The organism is Bartonella sp. B12(2025), from assembly GCF_053795135.1.
In genome coordinates, this window is sequence record NZ_CP200031.1 from 320575 (window position 1) to 342977 (window position 22403).

17 protein-coding genes and 1 tRNA gene are annotated in these 22403 nt (G+C 35.6%); 8 read left to right on the forward strand and 10 right to left on the reverse strand.

The features are described from left to right. Positions 1–102 precede the first annotated feature (102 nt). The 6 genes from V3564_RS01345 to V3564_RS01370 form a co-directional block, all read right to left on the reverse strand. Positions 103–1365, reverse strand: coding sequence for a M16 family metallopeptidase (locus tag V3564_RS01345; protein WP_455481057.1), 1263 nt, complete (start codon positions 1363–1365; stop codon positions 103–105). Positions 1366–1448: 83 nt separating this feature from the next. Further along, positions 1449–2846, reverse strand: a complete 1398-nt coding sequence (gene thrC, locus V3564_RS01350) for a threonine synthase (RefSeq protein WP_455481058.1) — start codon at positions 2844–2846, stop codon at positions 1449–1451. Between the two features lie 597 nt (positions 2847–3443). Further along, the gene (locus tag V3564_RS01355; RefSeq protein ID WP_455481059.1) at positions 3444–3812 is read right to left on the reverse strand and encodes a hypothetical protein; all 369 of its coding nucleotides are present in this window, start codon (positions 3810–3812) and stop codon (positions 3444–3446) included. A 203-nt stretch (positions 3813–4015) separates the two neighbouring features. Further along, positions 4016–4384: a hypothetical protein gene (locus V3564_RS01360; protein ID WP_455481060.1), complete on the reverse strand. Its 369-nt coding sequence runs from the start codon at positions 4382–4384 to the stop codon at positions 4016–4018. Positions 4385–4576: 192 nt separating this feature from the next. After that, on the reverse strand, positions 4577–4933 hold the full coding sequence (locus tag V3564_RS01365) for a hypothetical protein (protein ID WP_455481061.1): 357 nt from the start codon (positions 4931–4933) through the stop codon (positions 4577–4579). Positions 4934–5907: 974 nt separating this feature from the next. After that, complete coding sequence (locus tag V3564_RS01370) at positions 5908–6609, reverse strand: HAD family hydrolase (RefSeq protein WP_455481062.1); 702 nt, start codon at positions 6607–6609, stop codon at positions 5908–5910. A 330-nt stretch (positions 6610–6939) separates the two neighbouring features. On the opposite strand from V3564_RS01370, the gene V3564_RS01375 reads away from it, so the two are divergent. Next, positions 6940–8076, forward strand: coding sequence for a DNA methyltransferase (locus V3564_RS01375; protein ID WP_455481063.1), 1137 nt, complete (start codon positions 6940–6942; stop codon positions 8074–8076). Positions 8077–8127: 51 nt separating this feature from the next. On the opposite strand, the gene mutY is transcribed toward V3564_RS01375, so the two are convergent. Next, on the reverse strand, positions 8128–9186 hold the full coding sequence (gene mutY / locus V3564_RS01380; RefSeq protein WP_455481064.1) for an A/G-specific adenine glycosylase: 1059 nt from the start codon (positions 9184–9186) through the stop codon (positions 8128–8130). A 210-nt stretch (positions 9187–9396) separates the two neighbouring features. Here mutY and V3564_RS01385 point away from each other — a divergent pair, with 210 nt between their 5' ends. The 3 genes from V3564_RS01385 to ppdK all read left to right on the forward strand — a co-directional run bounded on the left by V3564_RS01385 (position 9397) and on the right by ppdK (position 13485). Beyond that, positions 9397–9891, forward strand: coding sequence for a DUF721 domain-containing protein (locus V3564_RS01385; protein WP_455481065.1), 495 nt, complete (start codon positions 9397–9399; stop codon positions 9889–9891). Between the two features lie 90 nt (positions 9892–9981). After that, complete coding sequence (locus V3564_RS01390; protein ID WP_455481066.1) at positions 9982–10638, forward strand: DsbA family protein; 657 nt, start codon at positions 9982–9984, stop codon at positions 10636–10638. Positions 10639–10818: 180 nt separating this feature from the next. Next, positions 10819–13485 carry a pyruvate, phosphate dikinase gene (ppdK, locus tag V3564_RS01395; protein WP_455481067.1) on the forward strand — a complete coding sequence of 889 codons (2667 nt, stop codon included), beginning with the start codon at positions 10819–10821 and terminating at the stop codon, positions 13483–13485. Between the two features lie 233 nt (positions 13486–13718). On the opposite strand, the gene V3564_RS01400 is transcribed toward ppdK, so the two are convergent. Then, positions 13719–14561, reverse strand: a complete 843-nt coding sequence (locus V3564_RS01400) for a peptidoglycan-binding domain-containing protein (protein ID WP_455481068.1) — start codon at positions 14559–14561, stop codon at positions 13719–13721. A 910-nt stretch (positions 14562–15471) separates the two neighbouring features. On the opposite strand from V3564_RS01400, the gene V3564_RS01405 reads away from it, so the two are divergent. Together V3564_RS01405 and V3564_RS01410 are read left to right on the forward strand one after the other, a co-directional pair. After that, positions 15472–15831 (forward strand): DUF5330 domain-containing protein, encoded by a 360-nt coding sequence (locus V3564_RS01405; protein WP_455481069.1) that lies wholly within the window; start codon positions 15472–15474, stop codon positions 15829–15831. Positions 15832–15940: 109 nt separating this feature from the next. Beyond that, a complete protein-coding gene (locus tag V3564_RS01410) occupies positions 15941–16351 on the forward strand; it encodes a SufE family protein (RefSeq protein WP_455481070.1) in 411 nt (136 codons plus the stop codon). A 100-nt stretch (positions 16352–16451) separates the two neighbouring features. Here the strand turns inward: V3564_RS01410 and V3564_RS01415 are convergent, their stop codons facing one another. Then, on the reverse strand, positions 16452–16889 hold the full coding sequence (locus tag V3564_RS01415) for a MucR family transcriptional regulator (protein ID WP_455481071.1): 438 nt from the start codon (positions 16887–16889) through the stop codon (positions 16452–16454). A gap of 962 nt (positions 16890–17851) precedes the next feature. On the opposite strand from V3564_RS01415, the gene V3564_RS01420 reads away from it, so the two are divergent. Beyond that, the gene (locus V3564_RS01420; protein ID WP_455481072.1) at positions 17852–19945 is read left to right on the forward strand and encodes a S9 family peptidase; all 2094 of its coding nucleotides are present in this window, start codon (positions 17852–17854) and stop codon (positions 19943–19945) included. A gap of 85 nt (positions 19946–20030) precedes the next feature. Here the strand turns inward: V3564_RS01420 and V3564_RS01425 are convergent, their stop codons facing one another. Continuing rightward, positions 20031–20633: a superoxide dismutase gene (locus tag V3564_RS01425; RefSeq protein WP_455481073.1), complete on the reverse strand. Its 603-nt coding sequence runs from the start codon at positions 20631–20633 to the stop codon at positions 20031–20033. A gap of 971 nt (positions 20634–21604) precedes the next feature. Between V3564_RS01425 and V3564_RS01430 the strand changes: the two genes are divergently transcribed. Further along, a tRNA-Gln gene (locus tag V3564_RS01430) sits at positions 21605–21679 on the forward strand. Positions 21680–22403 lie beyond the last annotated feature (724 nt).

A 22403-nucleotide genomic window follows, 5' to 3' on the forward strand; every position in this document is an offset into this window, starting at 1 on the left:
CCTGTACACGTTATTATGCTACTGCTTTTAAAAACAATTTTTTATATCTCCAATATGCACAAAAGCATTCTGGGAAAATTTTGTTTAATCTTATTTTGCTGTTTATGAAAGAATTGATGTTAAATCATCAAAATTCATGAGGGGGCCAACAGGTCCGACAGCGGCTAATGTTGGAGTGGAATTAATAAAAAGACGATGAGCTAAATCAGTTAATCTTTCAGGAGTAATGAGATCTAAGCATTCAATTGTTTCAGATATTGGAATTGGTCGACCGTAAAGAAGCATTTGGCGGGCAATGAGATGCGCTTTGCTAGATGGATTTTCCTGCGACATTGTAAGGTTAGCACGATATTGCGCTTGTGCTCGTTGAAGTTCATTGGCGTGAATATTTTTGCTTGCCTTAGAAAGTTCATCAAGAATGACAGGAAGTAGTTCTTTTAGTCCTTTTTGTCCTGTGGCGGCATGGACTCCAAAGAGCCCAGTATCTGAAAACCCCCAATGAAAAGCATAAATAGAATAGCATAATCCACGTTTCTCTCTTACTTCTTGGAAGAGGCGTGATGACATGCCTCCACCAAGAATAATAGAAAGAACTTGGGCAATATAAAAGTCATGTGCATGATAAGCGCGTCCTTCAAAACCCAGAACAACTTGTGTATCCATTAAATCGCGATATTCACGAAAATCACCGCCGACATAATTTGCAAGGTTGGTGAGGGGCGCTGTGGAATGGGAACGAAAAGTGCTAAGACGGCTTTCAACCTCTTGCAGAAAGTTTTCGTGCTGCACAGCCCCTGCCGCAACTACGATCATACGGTCAGCACTGTATTGCTTATTCATAAAATTATGAAGGTCAGCAGATGTAAATGATTGAATTGTTTTTGGTGTTCCTAGAATAGAGCGACCGAGCGACTGGTGACGAAAGGCTGTTTCAGTAAAGTGATCAAAAACAATATCATCGGGAACATCATGAGCAGCACCAATTTCCTGAAGAATTACTTGTTTTTCTCGTTCTAGTTCATCTTCGTCGAATTTTGAATGCATTAAAATATCGGCCAGAATGTCAATAGCAAGTGGGATATCGCTTTTGAGTACGCGCGCAAAATAGGCAGTTGTTTCAGTGCTAGTCGTGGCATTGATTTCACCGCCAACATCTTCAATATCGGCTGCAATCTGAAAGGCTGTACGGTTTTCGGTTCCTTTGAAAGCCATATGTTCAAGAAGATGGGCGGTACCGTGTTGTGTGGAGGTCTCATTGCGTGAGCCAACTTTAACCCATATTCCGAGTGCTACACTGTCAATTTGTTGCATTGTATGTGTGGCGATCGTCAAACCGTTACTAAGGCGACTGATATCTACACCCATGTGTTTACGACTCCATTAAACGAGCCAAATACCTTATTTAAAGGGTATTGGAATGTTCTTGATTTGAATTAATGCAGCTAAATTTAATAAGATGCACGTGATTTTAAAGAAATATAATCTTTGACTATTTTTTCATCATTAGCAAGACCTATAAAATGTTCTTCGCGTTCCATTAAATCGTTGAGACAAGAAGGCCATGGGACATTAAATCCGCAGGCACTTTTGATGGTATCAGGAAATTTTGCAGGATGAGCGGTGGCAAGGACGATCATTGGAATGTGTGGCTGCTTGTTTTCGCGCGCTACTTTAAGCGCAACAGCTGTATGTGGATCAGCGAGATAGCCACTTTCCTTATAAACACTATCAATTGTTTTTGCTGTTTCAGCTATATTGCTCGTTCCAGCAGAAAATAGAGAACGGATATTCTTGAGCTGCTTTTTATTAAGGTTAAAACATCCTGTTTTTCTCAAGTTTTCCATCGCATTCCGAATCCACATTGGATCACGATCACTACTTTCAAACAGCAAGCGTTCAAAGTTAGAAGAGACTTGAATATCCATAGAGGGTGATGTTGTGTGGGTTATCGGTCGTGTTTCGTAAGTGCCGCTGGCTAATGTGCGTGCGAGGATGTCATTGTCATTCGTTGCAATGATCAGTTGCGCAATGGGCAGTCCCATACGAGCAGCGACATAACCTGCAAAAATATCACCAAAATTTCCAGTAGGAACAGTAAATGAAACAGATCTATCAGGAGCACCTAGGGAAAGTGCAGATGAGAAATAGTACACAATTTGCGCCATGATACGTGCCCAATTTATAGAATTAACTCCTGAAAGAGCTCTTTTTTGACGGAAATTATGGTCATTAAACATTGCTTTGACGAGTGCTTGGCAATCATCAAAATTTCCTTCAATGGCAATGGCATGAACATTTGTGCTTTGATTGGTGGTTATTTGCCGCTGCTGAACTGGTGATATGCGTCCTTTAGGAAATAAAATAAAAACATCTGAGTATTCTCTTCCAGCAAAGGCTTGTATTGCAGCGCCACCTGTATCACCTGATGTGGCAGCAATAATCGTTGCGTACCTATTTTTTTTAATCAGAATATAATCCATCAGTCGAGAAAGCAATTGCATTGCGACATCTTTAAATGCCAAAGTAGGTCCGTAAAAAAGCTCAAGGATAAATTCATCTTCTCCAGTTTGCAGTAACGGACAGATTGCTGGATGATGAAAGGAAGAATAAGATTCAGCAATCATATTTTCAAAAGAAGTGTATTTGATCTCGTTATTCACAAAAGGCCAAAGAACGGTTTTAGCGATTGTCATATAGGACTGACCGCGGAGTGCTCTTAATGCATCGAATGATAATTGGGGAAATTTTTCTGGCAGATAAAGTCCACCATCACTAGCCAATCCCGTCATGATAGTTTCAGTAAAGCCTAAAGCAGGAGCTTCACCTCTCGTGCTGATATATTTCATAAGTCTTTTCCTTCATTTATTTCCGGCAAGTTGGTGAAGTTATTTATTTCATGTTTTTAATAATACTTAAATTATTAAATGAATAGAGATTTGTTGCTTATTCCTATGAATAATGAAAAGCAATACTATTAACCTTTTCAGGTTTTGAGATATAATAGATTGAATATTTATGAAAAATTTGTTATAATTAAGAAGCTTTTCTTTTTTATTTATTCGCTTATTTTATAATTTGTATTAACTTATGCACCTACTTGAATATTGGTATTAATATACAGGACAGTATTTATCAAAAATCTTTCTTGCAAAAGCTCATATGACATTAATCTCTCCAAAATAGCATACTATGATTTACGTTGAATATTTTATGAGATAATTTCATGGAGTTTTGTGCATAAACGGTGCATCTGGAGTAATCTTTGTTCAGCTTGAATTATCAGTTTTCATGCTAATAGGTATTATATTTATGCTACACAGTATTATTGGTTAATGAGCCAGGTTATCCGCAGAAAACACAAGAACAGTCTGCTCAACTGTATGAGGCAGACTGCAATTTAAATACTACTTTTAAAACAGAGAAAGTAACTGAATAACTTTGAATTAATTGCTTTGAGTTTTACCTATTGCCCACCCGATTATCGCAGTAACTATAGCCATAACAGATCCAATTAAGGTTCCAAAACCCAAAGCTCCCACTGTAGTAAAAACTCCTATTGTAATAGGTTCAAACACCTTCTCAATTTTCCCTTCAATGGCGATTTCATTTTTTTCTCCATGTATGAAACTTGGTACATGGAGAGCTGCCATATTGACTGTTTCTTTTTTTCCTTGTTTCATTACAGAAAAAGAAGCACTCTTCGGTTGAGGGCTGTTTTTCAAATAGTTTGCATTAACATGTACAATCTGTGAAAGAAAAAAAGCAAGTACTATAAAAATACTGAACACGTGATTTTTAAATATTTTGATCATAATTTTACCTCAAATATTTTCTATTTTAGCATAAGATGAGTAAACGCATCAGTGGAAGCAGTGAATGTACTGAGAAAGACAGAAGTGTTTAAAGCTCTTATTGTATTATGATAGTTAACGTTTTTTATTATTGATAATTGACAAATATATAATTGCATTTACTGCTTACATTTTATACTAAAAGATCTTATTCTTATGAAATTTCAACTTTTAATAGAGGATTTGATAAGTTTTACTATTTTGCCTACTATCAATCCTATCAGCATGCCTGTTGCACTTGATGCATATCCAATAAATACTCCAAGACCAAAAGTCCCTAGTGTAACGGGCTCAAGTACTTTTTCAATTTTCCCTTCAGTAACAGCTTTGTTTTCTGCTTCATGGATTAAGCCTGGTACATAGGCAGACATATTGACTGTTTTCTTCCTTCCTTGTTCCATTACAGAAAAAGAAATATTGTTTGACTGAGAGTTGTTTTTCAAATAGTTTGCATTAACATTTACAATCTGTGAAAGAAAAAAAACAATCACTATAAAAGTATTTAATACGTAAATTTTAAATATTTTGATCATAACTTTACCTCAAATGCTTTCTATTCTTAGCATCAGCAAGTGAATGCATTAGTATAATAGACAGACATTGATGCTAAGATGTATTGCCTATATTTTTATTTATGGTAACGATAATAAAGTTCTTTATGTACTTATTAATAAATATTAAAGAACATAATGATGGTATATTTTAGAACTTTACACTAAGCAGCCTTATTTAAACATTGACACGATGTCCTTTACCCATCCTATTATTGTCCCTATAAGGTCTAGTACGTATCCAGTAACCAATATCCCCATTCCTATTGTGAGGGGATCGGCTGCCTTTTCGACTTTTCCTTCAACAGTAGCTTTATTATCCGCGTCGTAACTTACAGCTGGAACATAAAGAGTAGCTATGCCGACTGCTTTAGATTTCACATTTTTGACTTGTTTTATTACGTAATTAGCAGCATCTTCTTTTTGAGGGGTGTTTTTCAAATGATTTGCATTAACATTTTCAACTTGTGAAAGAAAAAAAGTAGCCGCTATAAAAATATTTAACACGTAAATTTTAAATATTTTAACCATAGTTTTTACCTCAAATATTCTCTACTTTACTAATATATAATAGTTGAGTGTATCCATAGATGCTTTCTGAATAAAATAAATTACAAAACGTATCTATAGATCACATTATGTAATATTAAATATTCCATTATGAGTTTATAGTCAATAAGAAATAATGTTCTATTATGTATTTTTATAAAAATACATAATAGAACTGTAACTTATATTTTATTTACTACAAGTATGTTAGAAAATTTACTAAGGATATGTGTAAAAATGGTATAATTTATTAAAAAGGCTGATTTTAAAAGTGATAGCTAGATGAGTTTGTAAGAGAAGAAAACTATCAGGGTAAGGCTTTTTGTACTGTTCTTATGGTCAGCGTTTTTTGAAATATTCTTTCTATGTTTTATGGATAAGTATATCATATTAGTAGGCTTTAGTATCAAAAAACAGTAGCAGACAATGAGAAAATCCTAATTAGAAATTATAAAAGGGATTTTTAAAAGTTGTTTTTCCAGTTCTTTATGAGATAAATTGCTGAATGATGTTCTGTTTACTATCCGGTATGTAATAAAGAAGGAATATGAAAATTGTGATAGGCTAATTAATCAATAGGTTCTTATAAATGAAATATTTGTGGATTTTTATCCATGATTATGATTGTTACAGATCGTGTACTCTGAAGACTGTATTTTGCTCTTATCCGTGCCCTTATTAGTGAAGGAAAGAGCGTGGTTCTTTCTCAAGTGTAATCAGTTTCGTGTTTTGTTATGGATATGAAGCAAAATGTATAGTTTTTCCACAATAAGCAGAATCCCAATTGGGTAGATTTCATGGATTATGATAATGGTGCATACGGATTGTTTATCATTATCGTAGCCAATATAGTTGTGTCTTAGCTCTTGTAAATATGTCTTAATATAGAGGTAAGGCATCTTGATAAAAGTGTTGTTGAGAGAGCCTATAAACGGATATATATCCAAGAGATCTTTTTATGATACATCTCGCCATATTGCCATTGCCTCTAAGGCTTCTAGTAAATGCGCATGTTTGGCGATAACCGTTTCAGCACCAGCCTCTGCAAGTGCATTAGAGTGGCCAAGATAACTGTGTGATCCTCCAGTAAAGCCGATGACGCGCATGCCTGCTGCTGTTGCAGCATGTACCCCATGAATAGAATCTTCGATAACAATCGTGTTTGTTGGCTCTGCGTGCAATTTTTGTGCGGCAAAAAGAAAAACATCAGGGTCTGGTTTAGTTTTTTTTGTTCCAACTTCAGGGGCAGAAAATATTTTATCTTTATCATCAAAAAAATCGTAGAGATTAACGATGGTAAGCATTTCTTTAAGCTCTATACTTGCTGCGTTGGAACAAATACAATAAGGGTAGCGAGTTCGAATGATTTCTAGCACTTCCCTTATACTATCGATAGCATGTAATTCAGTTTTTATTTGTGCTCGAAAAAGATCTGACATTTGATCTATGAGATGAGCAGAAATTGGTTTTCCTGTTTCCTGTTCGACTCTTTTGAGGATATCAACAAAGACTAGTCCTGCGTAATGTTCACTTAATTCTTCAGGTGATATTTCATATCCTGTTTGTTTAAGTAATTGAGATCCAATTTTTGCTGCGAGATATTCAGAGTCTACCAGAACTCCATCACAATCAAAAATAACGAGATCTATCTGAGGCATAAGATATTCCTTTATTTGTTGTTTATGGCGTGAGAATTAGCACGAAGAGGATATTGAAAGGCTTTATTTTATAAAAATACGCTTCAACAATGATTCTTAATTTATTTTATGTAATAAAGAATATGTGAACAGCATGTTGAAGAAAAGAAAAATAAGAATTTATCAGTATGCAATTTCTTTATTTTCCTTGAAAGAGCAAAAACAAATATCAATTTTGCAGGAGTTTAACGATACATTTACTCTATTTTGTGAATATGGAGTGCTAATGCGGGTCTACAAACCATTCTGATTGATTATAAGGTAAATTCGGTTTATTTCGTTGGGTTTTTCATGACAGTTATTCAACTTCAAAAAGATTTCGTTCGTACTCCCTCACAGACGCCATGGCGCAATAAAATTTTCAAGGGGGATTGTGTTGCAGTATTGGAAAAACTTCCAAAACATTCCGTTGATATGATTTTTGCAGATCCTCCTTATAATTTGCAGTTGGATAGTGCTTTATATCGTCCAGATCATTCGCTTGTTGATGCGGTTGATGATGCATGGGATCAGTTTGAGAGTTTTGCTGCTTATGACGCTTTTACGCGCGCATGGTTGCTTGCTTGTCGTCGTGTTTTGAAACCTAACGGGACACTTTGGGTTATTGGGTCTTACCATAATATTTTTCGGGTTGGTACAGCATTACAAGATTTAGGTTTTTGGATGCTTAATGATATTATTTGGCGTAAAAATAATCCTATGCCTAATTTTCGGGGGCGTCGCTTTCAAAATGCTCATGAGACGCTTATTTGGGCTGTTCGAGATCAAAAGGATAAAAAGTATACATTTAATTATGATGCCTTAAAAGCTGCAAATGAAGATTTACAAATGCGTTCAGATTGGCTTTTCCCTCTCTGTACTGGCGCTGAACGTTTAAAAGATAAGTCAGGGCGTAAATTACATCCCACACAAAAACCACAAGCATTATTAGCCCGCATTATTATGGCTTCTAGTAAGCCTGGTGATGTCATTCTTGATCCGTTTTTTGGTTCAGGAACGACAGGTGCTGTTGCTAAACTTTTAAGGCGTGATTTTGTGGGTATTGAACGTGAGCAACACTACATTGACGCGGCATGTGAGAGGATCGCTGCGGTTAAACCTTTAGAGAAACCAGAATTAGCGATTTCGGATAGAAAAAGAGCAGAGCCGCGTGTAGCATTCAACAGTTTGCTTGAAGCTGGTTTACTCCATCCTGGAGAAGTTCTTTATGATCGGAAGAAACAAGTATCTGCTATTATAAGGGCAGACGGTACGGTTATGCATGGTGGTGAAGCTGGTTCTATTCATGCAATGGGGCGAAAGGCTCAAGATTCACAGAGCTGTAATGGTTGGGCTTTTTGGTATTATGAGGAAAACGGACGATTGAGGTCAATAGATAACTTAAGAATGATAATACGTTCACAGATGTTAAAAACTGGTGTTCTATGAAAGATAAATTAGTTCGCGCTGAAATGAAAAACTCATTTTTTCAGAGGAAAGTTATTTAAATCTAAAAGAATTAGGAATCGCTATGGAAATAGCCTTTTTCATAACAGTCGGGAGTGCTTCCTCGGCAAGGTGATGGATGTCGCACCACCAGCCATTTTCACAATTCATTTCGCGAATACTGTCGATATAGTAAACGTCAAGTTTCAGAGAAAAGTGGGTGAAAACATGCGTAATTTGCCCTTTGAACTGCCAATTGGCAGTAAAGGGTGCATTTTGGAGTCCGTTCTCTTCGTTTATTCCAATATTGTTGGGAATTTGAGTCATTCCGCTGAGTAATTTTTTTCCTTGTCGTTTTTCCAAATAAATTTGCCTATTTTCATTAAGTACAACAAAAGCAGCAGCAGTTTTTGAAGGGCGTTCTTTTTTAGGGACTTTAACTGGAAAAGACTCTGTTATTTGCATCTTTTCTGCTTTGCACAAACTTTGAAGAGGACAGAGTGGACAAGATGGTTTGCGCGGTGTACAAATAGTTGCCCCCAGATCCATCATCGCTTGAGCAAAGTCGCCAGGGCGATCTAAGGCAGTAATTTTTTGTGTTTTTTCTTTAATTTCGGTTTTTGCTTTTGGCAATGTTGAGGTGATAGCAAATAAGCGGGTTACCACGCGTTCAACATTGCTATCAACAACTGCTACAGGATGGTTAAAAGCAATTGCGGCAATAGCTGCGGCAGTGTAATCTCCAATACCGGATAGGGTACGCAATGCTTTTACGGATTGTGGAAATTGCCCTCCGTAGTTTTCAATTAGCTGTTGGGCGCAATGTTTAAGGTTTCGTGCGCGTGAATAATAGCCAAGGCCAGCCCATGCTTTCATGATATCGTCTTGAGAGGCTTTTGCTAAAGAAGAGAGATCAGGCCAAAGTTTCAGAAATTTTTGAAAATAAGGTTTAACGGCTTTGACAGTTGTTTGCTGAAGCATGACTTCAGAAAGCCAAACTTGATAAGGATCAGGGCTGATACCTTGTATTCGTTTTTCGGGGGTAATCCGCCATGGTAAATGTCGATGCTTTTGATCGTACCAAGAAAGGAGGCGCGAAGAAATCTCATACATGATTGTTTTCAATCACAAGGAGATATAAAATGCAAAAAAAAAAGCATTTGTTTTGCAATTCATAGTTTATTTTGTCTCTTTATTGCAGAGACTCTGATTGGATAAGGGTTGGACTTTGTTGATATTTGATGAATTTTTTGGTCATAGCTTTTAGATGAAGGAAAAAATTATTATAATTTAATACATGACGGAACGATGTGACCTAGAAAAATGAGAAAACAATTTAAAAAGCGCTCTTTTTATTCTCTTTCTGAGACGGTATCCAAGATACTTGATCCGGTTTTACGTAAACGAACAGGGCTTAATGTCGCGCTTATAGAGCATTGGCCACAGATTGTAGGTTATGATATCGGTGAATACACAATGCCGCTTAAAATTATTTGGAAACGTCGGGCAGCTCAAGATGAAATTTTCCAACCTGCAACACTTGTTATAGCGTGTGAAGGGTTTACTGCATTAAAATTGATGCATGAAACAGATGAATTGCTCCATAGAATTAATGTTTTTTTTGGGTATATTGCTATTGATCGCATCAAGATTGAGCAAAGGTGCGTGTCTGCTTTGACAAATCATTTTCCGGTAAAGTCAAACCTGAATGAAAAAGATAAAAAGCGTATAGAAAAGATGCTAGAGGAAGTTGAAAATGAAAACTTACGCCAATCACTTTACAAACTTGGCTGTTGCATTTTTGCAGAAAAAAAATAATAATTAGCAAGTTAACTTATATATTTTTCTTTAGTATATGAGAGAAGTTTGGATTCTTATTCGTTTAATAACAGTAGAAAAGTATTATTTATGATAAAATGCCGTTCTTTTTTGTCTTTCGGGATAATTTTTCTTTTAACAGTAACCGTACAAATCAGTACAGCTATTGCTTCAACTAGTAGCATTAAACCAGTTGCAACTGTCGATATGGCTGAGGTTCTTCAATCAGGAAGAGTGAAGGATCGGTTTGAGGGTGAGGCGGATGCACCGGTAACAATTGTTGAATATGCTTCGTTGACATGTATTCATTGTAAGCATTTTTATAATGATATATTTCCCAAAATTCGTAAAGAATATATCAAAACGGGAAAAGTTAAACTTATTTTCCGGGAGTATGCTTTTGATCCTCGTGCAACAGCAGGTTTTATGTTGGCGCGATGTGTTCCAGAAGATCGCTATTTCCCTGTGATAGAAGTTTTATTTCAGAAACAACATGAGTGGGTTTGGGAGAAAGATGCTCTGACACCGTTGAAGAAAATTAGCTTAATGGCAGGACTTACGGATGAAAGTTTTAATGCTTGTCTGCAAAATCAGAGCATTTTAGATGAAGTAAACGCATCTTTTGAGCGTGGTAAAAAACTTGGTGTTAAAGCAACACCTACCTTCTTTATCAATGGTAATAAGTATGAAGGTGCCATGTCAGTAGAAGCTTTCTCTTCGGTGATTGATAGTTTTCTTAAAAACTAAATTTTTCCTACAGAAAATGGGTATTAATACATGTGCTCATTTCCCTTTTGGGAGAGTTAGTTTTGCGCATTTGTGAAGCAGTATTTTTTTTTGTTAGGTTAATTTTGAATCAAGTTATTACTTTTGATGATTAACTCGAACAAAGTAATGTTTTTATACTGATATGAGAGGACTTGTGCGATGGCGAAATGGGTTTATAGTTTTGGGGATGGCAGTGCAGAAGGAAGTGTGAGTAAGCGCGATCTTCTCGGTGGCAAAGGGGCTAATTTAGCGGAAATGAGTAATCTTGGTTTGCCTGTCCCTCCCGGATTTACCCTTACAGCGGAAGTTTGTAATTTTTATTATGCACATGACAGGTCATATCCAGAAGAATTAGGAGAAGTTGTTAAGCAAGCACTTAAGTGTATTGGTGAGCAAACAGGGCGTGAATTTGGTAATAAAGAAAGGCCACTTTTACTCTCTGTTCGTTCAGGTTCTCGGGTTTCTATGCCAGGGATGATGGATACAGTTCTTAACCTTGGTATGAATGATGAGACTGTAAAAGCAATTGCTTTACAAGCCAATAATGAACGTTTTGCTTGTGACAGTTATCGTCGTTTTATTCAAATGTATTCTAGTGTTGTTCTGGGGTTAGATCATTCGTATTTTGAAAAGATTCTTGATGAGTCAAAACTGCGCAATGGTTATGCTACTGATACAGAAATGACAGCAGATGATTGGAAAGATATTATTATTTCTTATAAAGCATATGTTGAAGAAAAGTTAGGGGAGCCTTTTCCGCAAGATCCTGAACAACAGTTGTGGGAGGCAATTGGAGCAGTTTTTTCAAGTTGGATGACAGCACGTGCGGTTACTTATCGCCGTTTACATAGCATTCCTGAAAGTTGGGGAACGGCAGTTAATGTGCAAGCTATGGTTTTTGGCAATATGGGTGAAGATTCGGCAACGGGTGTTGCTTTTACACGCAATCCATCAACTGGGCAAAAAGAGCTTTACGGTGAATTTTTAGTGGATGCGCAGGGTGAAGATGTTGTGGCGGGTATCCGAACTCCCCAAAATATTACAGAAAATGCGCGTATCGTTGCAGCTTCAAATAAGCCATCTTTAGAAAAGATTATGCCAGAGGCTTTTGGGGATTTGTGTCAGATCGCGCAGAAGCTTGAACGGCATTATCAGGATATGCAAGACCTTGAATTTACAATTGAAAAAGGTAAATTATGGATATTGCAAACTCGCTCAGGAAAACGAACGGCTCGTGCAGCTTTAAAGATGGCGATTGAAATGGTTGAGGAGGGATTAATAAATCGTGAAGAGGCGGTGATGCGCATTGATGCAAAATCGCTTGACCAACTTTTACATCCGACACTTGATCCAAAAGCAGCACGTTTTGTTATCGCACGTGGTTTACCTGCTTCTCCAGGAGCGGCAACTGGTGAAATTGTTTTTACTTCAGAGGAGGCAGAAATTGCATTGGCAGAAGGCCGCAAAGTTATTTTGGTACGCATAGAAACAAGTCCAGAAGATATTCATGGTATGCACGCTGCAGAAGGGATCTTAACAACGCGCGGTGGTATGACAAGCCATGCTGCTGTTGTAGCGCGTGGTATGGGAAAGCCGTGTATTTCTGGTGCTGGTAGTGTGCGGATTGATTATAATACAAACACAATGTTTGCTTCAGGGCAAAGCTTTAAAAAGGGCGAAGTCATTACGATTGATGGTGGAAGCGGAGAAATTTTCAAAGGAGAGGTTGCGATGTTGCAACCTGAGCTTTGTGGAGATTTTGCAAAATTGATGGAGTGGGCTGATGAACTGCGACGTATAAGAGTTCGCGTCAATGCTGAAACACCGTCTGATGCACGTACGGGGCGTTCTTTTGGAGCTGAAGGTATTGGACTTTGCCGTACGGAACATATGTTTTTTTCTGGTGAACGTATTGTTGCTATGCGTGAAATGATTTTAAGTAATGATGAAAGCGGCCGTCGTAAAGCATTGGATAAACTTTTGCCAATGCAGCGTTTAGACTTTAGAGAACTGTTTGAAATTATGCGTGGTTTACCTGTTACTATCCGCTTGCTAGATCCACCATTACATGAATTTTTGCCAAAAACGGATACAGAAATTCTTGATGTTGCAACGGCTATGGGAGTTTCTGCTGAAATGCTCGCTGAACGTGCGCAGAAGTTGCATGAATTTAACCCTATGCTTGGGTTACGGGGATGCCGTTTAGCGATTACTTATCCCGAAATTGCAGAAATGCAGGCGCGAGCTATTTTTGAAGCAGCAGCAGAAACTTCTCAAAAATTTGGATCTCCTGTTATGCTTGAAATTATGGTGCCACTTGTTGCGCTTAAATCTGAACTTGATTTTGTAAAATCTCGTATTGATCAGGTAGCTGGTGAAGTGATGAAGGAAAAGGGAAGCAATATTCAGTACATGGTGGGGACGATGATTGAGCTTCCAAGGGCAGCTCTTCGGGCAGATGAAATTGCAGAAACTGCAGAATTTTTTTCATTTGGAACAAACGATCTGACACAAACAACTTTTGGAATTTCACGTGATGATGCTGCTCCTTTTTTGACAACGTATTTCCAAAAAGGTCTTTTAGAACAAGATCCTTTCGTATCCATTGATCGTGATGGAGTAGGGGAGCTCATTGCTATTGCTGCACAGCGTGGTCGTTCACAGCGTGGAAAAATTAAACTGGGAATTTGTGGTGAACATGGGGGCGATCCTTCCTCTATTACTTTATGTGAAGAAAATAATCTGGATTATGTTTCATGTTCTCCTTTTCGGGTGCCAATTGCACGTTTAGCAGCAGCGCAGTCGGCAATTGCAAAAAAGACATAAAGCTTTAAAACTATTCTCATTATGTGATTGCAACAGTACGCAGAATAAATTATACGTGCTCTTTATTTTTCCATTAAAAGGAAAAAGAAAATTCTTTTAGGATACATTATTGAGCTTTATGCTTAGGAGAGATGAAAGCATGTCTTTGATGTGTTTATGAGAAAAAGCATAAAATAGGATAGTATATTATTTAGATGTTTTGAACGTTTTCTTTATAAGGCAGATAGTTACTTTCAATTCAACAACCCAACTTCACGCATTTTCATCAAAACTGTGCGATTAACCTTACCTGTTGTGGGAAGATCAAACATTTTTTGAAACTGTTTTAAGGCTTCTGTTGTCTTTTGATCTTCTACACCTGTGATAATAACCTCCTGATGACCAAAAATACGTAAAGCTTTTTGCACTTGTATAATATCTGCAACAGGAGCGGCTGAAGCAGTTTCTTTTGAGCGTGGCATATCTTTTTTCTTTGTTGTCTCATTTGCCATTTCCATTTCGCTCTGCTTAATTAATAGCGCAATCTTATCTGTTGCGGGATTGGATAAAATATTATTTTGCATTCCATGAGCGGTTTGTTGTTTCCATAGTGCTATGGCACGACGCATTTTAGGTCCTTCCAATCCGTCTAAAGGACCATCATAAAGTCTTAGTTTTGCCAGCTTCTTTTGCACTTTTAGCGTTTTTTCTGACGGAAAATGTGAAGATGGATTTTTATGCAGGTGGTTTGAAAAAGGCACAGAAGCGACATGAGAAGCTGTATGAAGTTTGTCTTTTTTTTGGGACAGAGTAGAGCTTTTCTCTACATCTGGAGAGAATGTGAATCTTATTTTAGTAAAGACATCCTCATGCATTGTTCTTTGTGAAAATAAAGCATTAAACGAAAAAAATCCAAAACTAATGGCAAAGAGAAGGAATCCAACGAAAAATAAAGTGTTTTTGCGTGTGTAAAAATAAAGTGTTTTTACTATCCAAAAAATAAAACAGAAAATTATAAGAATAATTGTTATAACAATACTACTATATTGTTTACGCTGTTTTATGTTTTTTGTTTTGTACGTCTTTATTTTTGTCATTATTCTTATTTTAAGTTCAATTGCAATCGTTTTCTACATAGAAACGCATAAATTATATTCATTTTCAGTGAGAGAGATGTATTTATGTTGTTGCTTTCTCCTTTCCAATTGCTAAAATGAATAAGCGTGTTATATAAATTTATAAGCTGATAAATCAGCAAGAGTCCTCATCTACTTTTCATACTTTAATATTCTATAACATTTTGGGTATGTATAAAAAGAGCTTCCAACTATGCGACATCATTTTTGCACTTATAAGCCACGTTGTCACATATCATCGTGTAAATTAGAAGTGCAACGTTATTTCATCATTTTTCTGCATATATTGGGTAGTGCTTGAAATCAAAGCTGAAACACATTTATTTACTGCGCTACAGAGTTGATAGCAGTGCGTATCCCTTCCAAATATATCATATGTATTCTAGTATAAATCTGTCCTATTAATATGTGATTAATTTTATAAATATTAATGGTAGTGATTTTGACAATATGTGCAAGAGAATAAGCTACCTGCTTAGCCTTTGTAATTTTATTGTGCGTTTTTATGAAACAAAAAAATTGCAATATGTGCTGTACAGTATCGTAACTTTCACGCATTATCATTGTTATTACTCATAGTTTTTTCTGTAGCAGTGCGTTTTTCCTCATTATAAGCAATAAGAGTGCAAGCTTGTATATCTTCAACGCTTCTTATTTTACTGTGCGATTTTGACGTTAATTTTTAACGAAAGGATAATACATCTCATTTTTGTACAGCCTCATCATATATTATTGTAACATAATTAATGATACAAAGTTGATAAACAAATACGCAGTTTCATAAAATACTAATTTTATAAATCTTTTATAAAGAAGAAGAACATAGACTACTACTTTTGTTCCATTTACAATTGCGGTACGTTGGCTGCCCATGATACGTTTTTTGATCAAATTGTTGTTTTTTTTGTTTTTTATCTTTGTCATCATTTCATTTTTTGTAACAAAACCGAATAGTGATTATTCCTTTACCCAAAGAAATAGTGAGACAGCAACGAGTGATGTGATTGTTGCTTTTAAGGAAGCTTTAAATGATTTTGGAGCATTCTGTGACCGTAATATAAAAGCCTGCAAAGTTGGAAAGTCCTTTTTAAATTCACTTGGTGAACGTGCACATTATGGTGCAAGAGCAGCTTATGAATATTGGGGACGTGTATTGGATTCCAAAAATGTTACTCCCAAGGTAGAGACACAAAAGTCTATACCAAAACAGAAACATATGATGTTACCTTGAAATAAAAGCTTTTAACCTTCATGATTGGTATTATGCTAAGAAGAATAAGCACTTATCTGTCCACCAATTGCATTCAACATGATTATAAAAACAAAACAGGACTGAAAATATGGTAGAAACAATCGATAATATTATAGAAAACTTTTCTCTTTTGGATAATTGGGAAGATCGTTATCGTTATGTGATTGAACTTGGCTACGAACTACCACCTTTTCCTGAAAGTGCTCGAAATGATGAGCACAAAGTTCCTGGCTGTGTTAGTCAAGTATGGTTTTTATCTTCACGTGATAATTCAGAAAATCCAACATTAACGTTTCAAGGTGATTCTGATGCTCATATTGTGCGTGGGCTTATCTACATTCTTATTGCTTTCTATTCAGGTAAAAAAGCCTCTGAAATTCGCAATGCCGATGCTGAAGGACTCTTTGAGACACTTGGTTTAAACGAAAACCTTACGCCACAACGATCGAACGGTCTTAAATCAATGATTGAACGGATTCGTAACGAGAGCTATGTATAAAATTAATCTCTTGTAGAAAAAGCTATATAAAATCCCCACAAAAACACGCCTATTAAAGCACCTTTATATATCAGAGTTGTATACTTTTTCAAAAAAGCGATTACTTTGTTTTCTTCCGTTTGCTTTTACGCCCAAGGCCCATTTCTTTTGCCAAAGCTGAACGTGCTTTTGCATAATTAGGCGCTACCATAGGATAAGAACTGTCCAATTGCCATTTTTCACGATATTCTTCTGGCAACATCCCATAATGTGTCATAAGATGACGCTTTAAAGATTTAAACTTTTTCCCATCTTCAAGGCAGATGAGATAATCTGGAAAAACTGAACGTTTTGGGTTAACGGCAGGCCTTTGCTTCTCAACTTCGACTTCTGTTAACTCCACATTCCCCGCTTTACGAAAAGCGGCATGAACATCGGCAATTAAACTTGGCACTTCAGTCGGTCGGATAGAATTATTACTCACGTAGGCAGCAACAATATCAGCAACCAATGTAATAACTAAATTGCTTTCAGTCTCTAAGACTGGACGATGTTCCATTCTTGTTTCCTTTAATTTAAAATCGAGATATGGTGTATATAATCATGATGCAGAGATCTTATGTGTATAGATTTCATATTGTACAAAAATCTTTTTTGTCAATTCAATTATTCTATAAAATTGTAAAAACACAAAAAAATCAAATAAATACCTATTTTTGGTCATAATATTCAATAAGAAAAACCAACTTTTTACATATTAAAATATAATATTGTTCTATAAAACATCATGCATAATTTAAAACATATCATAAATATAAAAAAATAATATAATCGTAAAGTTATTTATTTTTTAGCAAATTTAGAAATAAAACTATTAAATATAAAAATGTAATCTATAAATTAAGAATTTTATTTTATATATTTATAATTTAGTATTATTCATGAAGAATTTAAATTTTGTATAGTAATAGTATCTTTTCTGAGTATAAAAAGTAGTTTAAATGATTTTTAAAATTCAAAAAGTCGGTGAATAAAATAAAAGACACAACATATGTAAGATACACATAATATCATGGAATAATATACATCTACAAAAAAAGAGAGAACTTTTTTATAAAAGTAAAATACTAAAACAAAAAATTATGAAACTATCACATGTCATTATGGTACAGAAAGATCTTTTTCTTTTCAGCACGTGATACCAATATTCTCAATATATTCTTAAATTGAATTTTATGGTGTATCTCCAAAAGTTAGTTCTACCATTTAAAGAAAATTCCAATTTTTCTACCAAATAGTCCAGTTTTCTTAGCTTGTTTATATTTTATAGAAAGTGGCATTATACTAATAGAAGATTATGCCTGTGATATATGATAGACAGAAGCGCATAATGTAATTGTGGAAACTATCGCAGCTGTATTTTTGCAAGTGAGCAGAAATTTCAGATTTACAAACTTACATAAATAATGTGATTCTAATATATAAACGAAACTATCAATATCTTTTAACATAGGATTGTGCATGACTGGCTCTTCTGTAATTCCTCCCAAAGCATCAAAAATTCTTCATAAAGAAATGTATCACGGTGTTTGTCGTGATGATCCCTATCATTGGTTACGTGCATATAATTGGCAAGATGTTTTTAAAAATCCTAACTGTCTTGATGCAAATATTCGACATCATCTCGAAAAGGAAAATGCTTATCAGGCTGCTCAAATGGCTGATACAAAGTCATTGCAAAATTTGCTTTTTAACGAAATGAAAAGCCGTATCCAGGAGAATGACAGTTCCATTCCTATAAAACATGGACCTTTTGCTTATGGATTCTCTTATGTTACTGGAGGTCAGCAACTACATTATTTTCGTACACCAAGGAATGGTGGAGAAAAAAACGTTTACCTTAATGGTGATGCTTTGGCTGAAGGTAAAGAATATTTCAGTTTCGGTTCAGTTCAAGAATCTCCTGATCACAAACATGTTGTATGGACCTATGATGACAAAGGATCAGAATTCTACAGAGCTAAAATTCGTAATTTGGAAACATTGTCTGACTGTAAGGACGTAATTACTGATACATCCGGACAGATTGTGTGGGATGCTAAATCTGAAGGTTTTTTCTATACTAAGATGGATGAAAGCCATCGGCCTTCAGAGCTCTATTATCACCGATTAAACACTGACCAATCGCAAGATAAGCTTATTTTTCGTGAAGATAATCCAGGGTTTTTCTTATACGTAAGTGGCTCTAAGCTTAATGACGTTATTTATATTAATATTCATAATCATGAAACGTCAGAGATTTGGTTAATCCCTGCTGAAGCACCTCTTACTGTTCCCCAATGTGTACGGAAGAGACAAAAAGGTATTGAATATTCACTGACAGAAGGTAGTGATGTCTTTTATATTCTGACCAATCTGGATAACGCAAAAGACTTCAAAATTATGGTAGCACCCTACACATCTCCACAATCAGAAAATTGGTCTGAATTTGTGCCACATCAGCTTGGGTGCCTGATATTATCCCATGATGCTTATCAAGATTTTTTTATCTGGCTCGAACGTTTTGAGGGGCTTCCTCGCATAAAAGTAATGGAACGTACCACTAAACAAATCCATTCTATTGCTTTTATTGAAGAGGCTTATTCTTTAGGTTTGCAGGGTGCTGCAGAATATAACAGTCAAACCATCCGCTTTTCTTATTCATCGATGACAACACCTGAGCAAGTGTTTGAGTATGAAATGAAAAGTCGCAAACGAATGCTTTTAAAAACGCAAATAATTCCTTCTGGGCATAATAAAGATGAGTATGTAACACGGCGTATTACAGCAATAGCAGACGATGGTGAGGAAATCCCTATTTCGCTTTTTTATCACAAGACTACTGCTCTTAATGGCAGTGCACCTTGTTTGCTTTACGGCTATGGCGCCTATGGAATTGCTATTCCAGCCAGTTTTAATAGCAATGTACTTTCTTTAGTTAACAGAGGTTTTATTTATGCCATTGCTCATATTCGTGGAGGAAAAGAAAAGGGAGTCGAATGGTATGAGAAAGGAAAACACCTCTTTAAACACAATACATTTACAGATTTTATTGCTTGTGGGCGCTACCTTGTAAACAATAAATTCACTTCTCATGACCGACTTATCGCTCATGGTGGTTCAGCGGGAGGAATGTTAATGGGTGCTATCGCTAATATAGCTCCACAGGATTTTGCTGGAATCGTAGCAAATGTTCCTTTTGTTGATGTTTTAACAACTATGTTAGATGCTTCACTGCCACTAACGCCTCCAGAATGGCCTGAATGGGGGAATCCTCTTGAGTCAGAAGAGGATTATAACCTTATCGCTTCCTATTCCCCCTACGATAACGTTAAAGCTCAAAAATATCCCCCTATACTTGTAATTGCAGGATTAACAGATCCTCGTGTAACCTATTGGGAGTCTGCAAAATGGGTGGCAAAATTACGGGACTTAAAAACAGACGATAACGCGATTTTATTACGCATTAATATGGACTCAGGCCATGCAGGTGCGACTGGACGTTTTTCAAAGCTAGAAGAAATCGCATATATCTATGCATATATCCTAAAAATAGCGGAAAAAAACTGCTGTTAATTTAAACATCTTTTCTTTTTGAAAGGCTCCATAATTCATTAGATTATGGAGCCTTGAGTATAAAATGAAAAACCGTCCAGACAGCTTAAAATCCATAATCTTCATAAAGCTTCAAAACATAGTCCCAATTAATTAAATGGTCTACGAAAGCTTCGAGATATTTCGGGCGTGCATTGCGGTAGTCAATGTAATAAGAATGCTCCCACACATCAACACCTAGAATAGGTTGAGCACCATGAACTAAAGGATTTTCACCATTAGATGTTTTCATAATTTCAAGTTTGCTATCTTTAACAGCAACCCATGCCCATCCAGAGCCAAATTGGGTACTGGCAGCAGTAATAAAATCAGCGCGGAATTTGTCATAACCACCTAAATCAGCTTCAACAGCCTTTGCTAATTTTTCAGGAAGCTTTTGACCGCCACCATCTTTTTTCATCCAATACCAAAAATGATTATGATTGTAACATTGTGCTGCATTATTAAACAAAGCAGTATTTTTTCCAAAACTTTTTTTAATAATATCTTCAAGGCTTTTATTTTCTAAGCCTAAATCTTTCACAAAATTGTTAGTATTTGTAAGATAAGCAAGATGATGCTTATCATGGTGATATTCTAGTGTTTCGCGTGACATATAAGGCGAAAGGGAATCATAATCATAAGGTAAAGCAGCCAATTCAAAAGCCATTTAAAATCTCCTCGATTCTAATTGTTAAGCTCATTCCACGAAACTAGTCTGCCATTTATAGCTTCTAAAAGCAAATGTTGAATGCTTATTTGTATTAATTTAATTTTGATAATCATCTCTTCATAAAGGTGCTTTTTCTGAATATACGCTTAATCAATCAAAATATCATTGGTTTATATAATACTGTTTCTGCAAAAAATTTATAGCTGTAGGCTAGAAAAAATGCGATTATCTTTTTTAAGAATGAAAAGTAGATTTAGATAGCTATTAGTTTTTGTTTTTGTTACCTAAAATATGATACAAAATGTCTTCAATTTTTGCAAAAGTTTCCCAGCTTATTCGTATGAGTGTATCGTTGCTTTTATCACGGTGTTTGCAACGGAGTACTGGCGGTGCAGATATATTGTTTTTGCACAGAATTTAGAAACATTTTATAAGTCAATTACAACTCGTAGTTTGCCTATATCGACAAAAGTAAGATTTTTCATGTTAAGTTAATTATGTTTGTCACGCATTATTGCCTCAATCTGTAAGTGAGGGAAGATGAATTGTTTTAGACTGGACAACCAAAAATCAAGAATGCGATTAAGAAGACAAAAATCCTTGACACGCAAAGTTCCTCTTTTCTTTTGTCCTATTGAAAGAGTTTAGATTTGAATACATCAAGAAAAATGCGGTTAATGATGATCTATTAAATATATTGTAAAGTGCAAAATCTACATTTTATGCAGCTATAAATTGAATAAATAAAATAGAAAAATATGAAAAATGTAAAATAATCGATGGATAAATAGCTATTACTTGTGTTAAAGTTGTAAAGAAATAGGATTTTCTGTTATAAAATTTGCATCAACGTGATACGAGTGAAATATCAAAACTTTATAATAAAAAGTGAGGGCTTTAATTTTCAGATATTGCGCATCATCATGGGAATCGTTATAAAGTGCAAAAGTAGCTGTGAACATATTTTTTGGGGTATAGCCAAGCGGTAAGGCACCGGTTTTTGGTACCGGCATTCCCTGGTTCGAATCCAGGTACCCCAGCCAAGGTTTAGTAAATTAAAATAGAGAATAAGAATTTTAAACCCTGGAAATCTTTAATTCTTTGACACTGTTAATTTATTTTTCCTATCTTGTTTTTTTGATTGATTCCATTGCTAGCTGCTTTCTATCAGCCGAGCTGAACAGCATGGTAGCCATAAGGGATAATTATGGCATAAAAGCTTTCCGTGCGCTGGAAGGGTAAGATGCGGTCGATAATCGCCTGAAGAATAAATAAGCTCATCAAGCCAAGTAAGCGCAAGACAATTGCAACAAGACTAATTTTAATAACATAGTAATATTTTTTGTGGCTTTGTGAATCAAGGGAAGGATGTCAACTTTTCGGATGAGTTGCTCATTTTATTTTATTAAAAGGAAAGTGTGATACGCTTTTTCCATGAACAGCTAATTAAGAAGAATTCATATAGGAAATTTATGTAAGGCGTACAGTGTTCAGTTTAGGATTATTTACATAAAATGAATTTAATGGGAAACATGGAGCACAATGTATAGGATTGATTATCGGGATAATTTCAAGAGGTATAGCTGATGGACTAGCAGCTATAGTTTGCGAGGCTGTAATGGATGGAATCGTTGGATACGGAACAGGGGAATTTGCATGTATTGTATATAAAATCTACGGGGTCTTGTGGTATTTATAAAATATTAAATTAAATATCTCTTTGAGATAATATAATGCTGTAGTAATATATTTAAAAGTTATATTAAC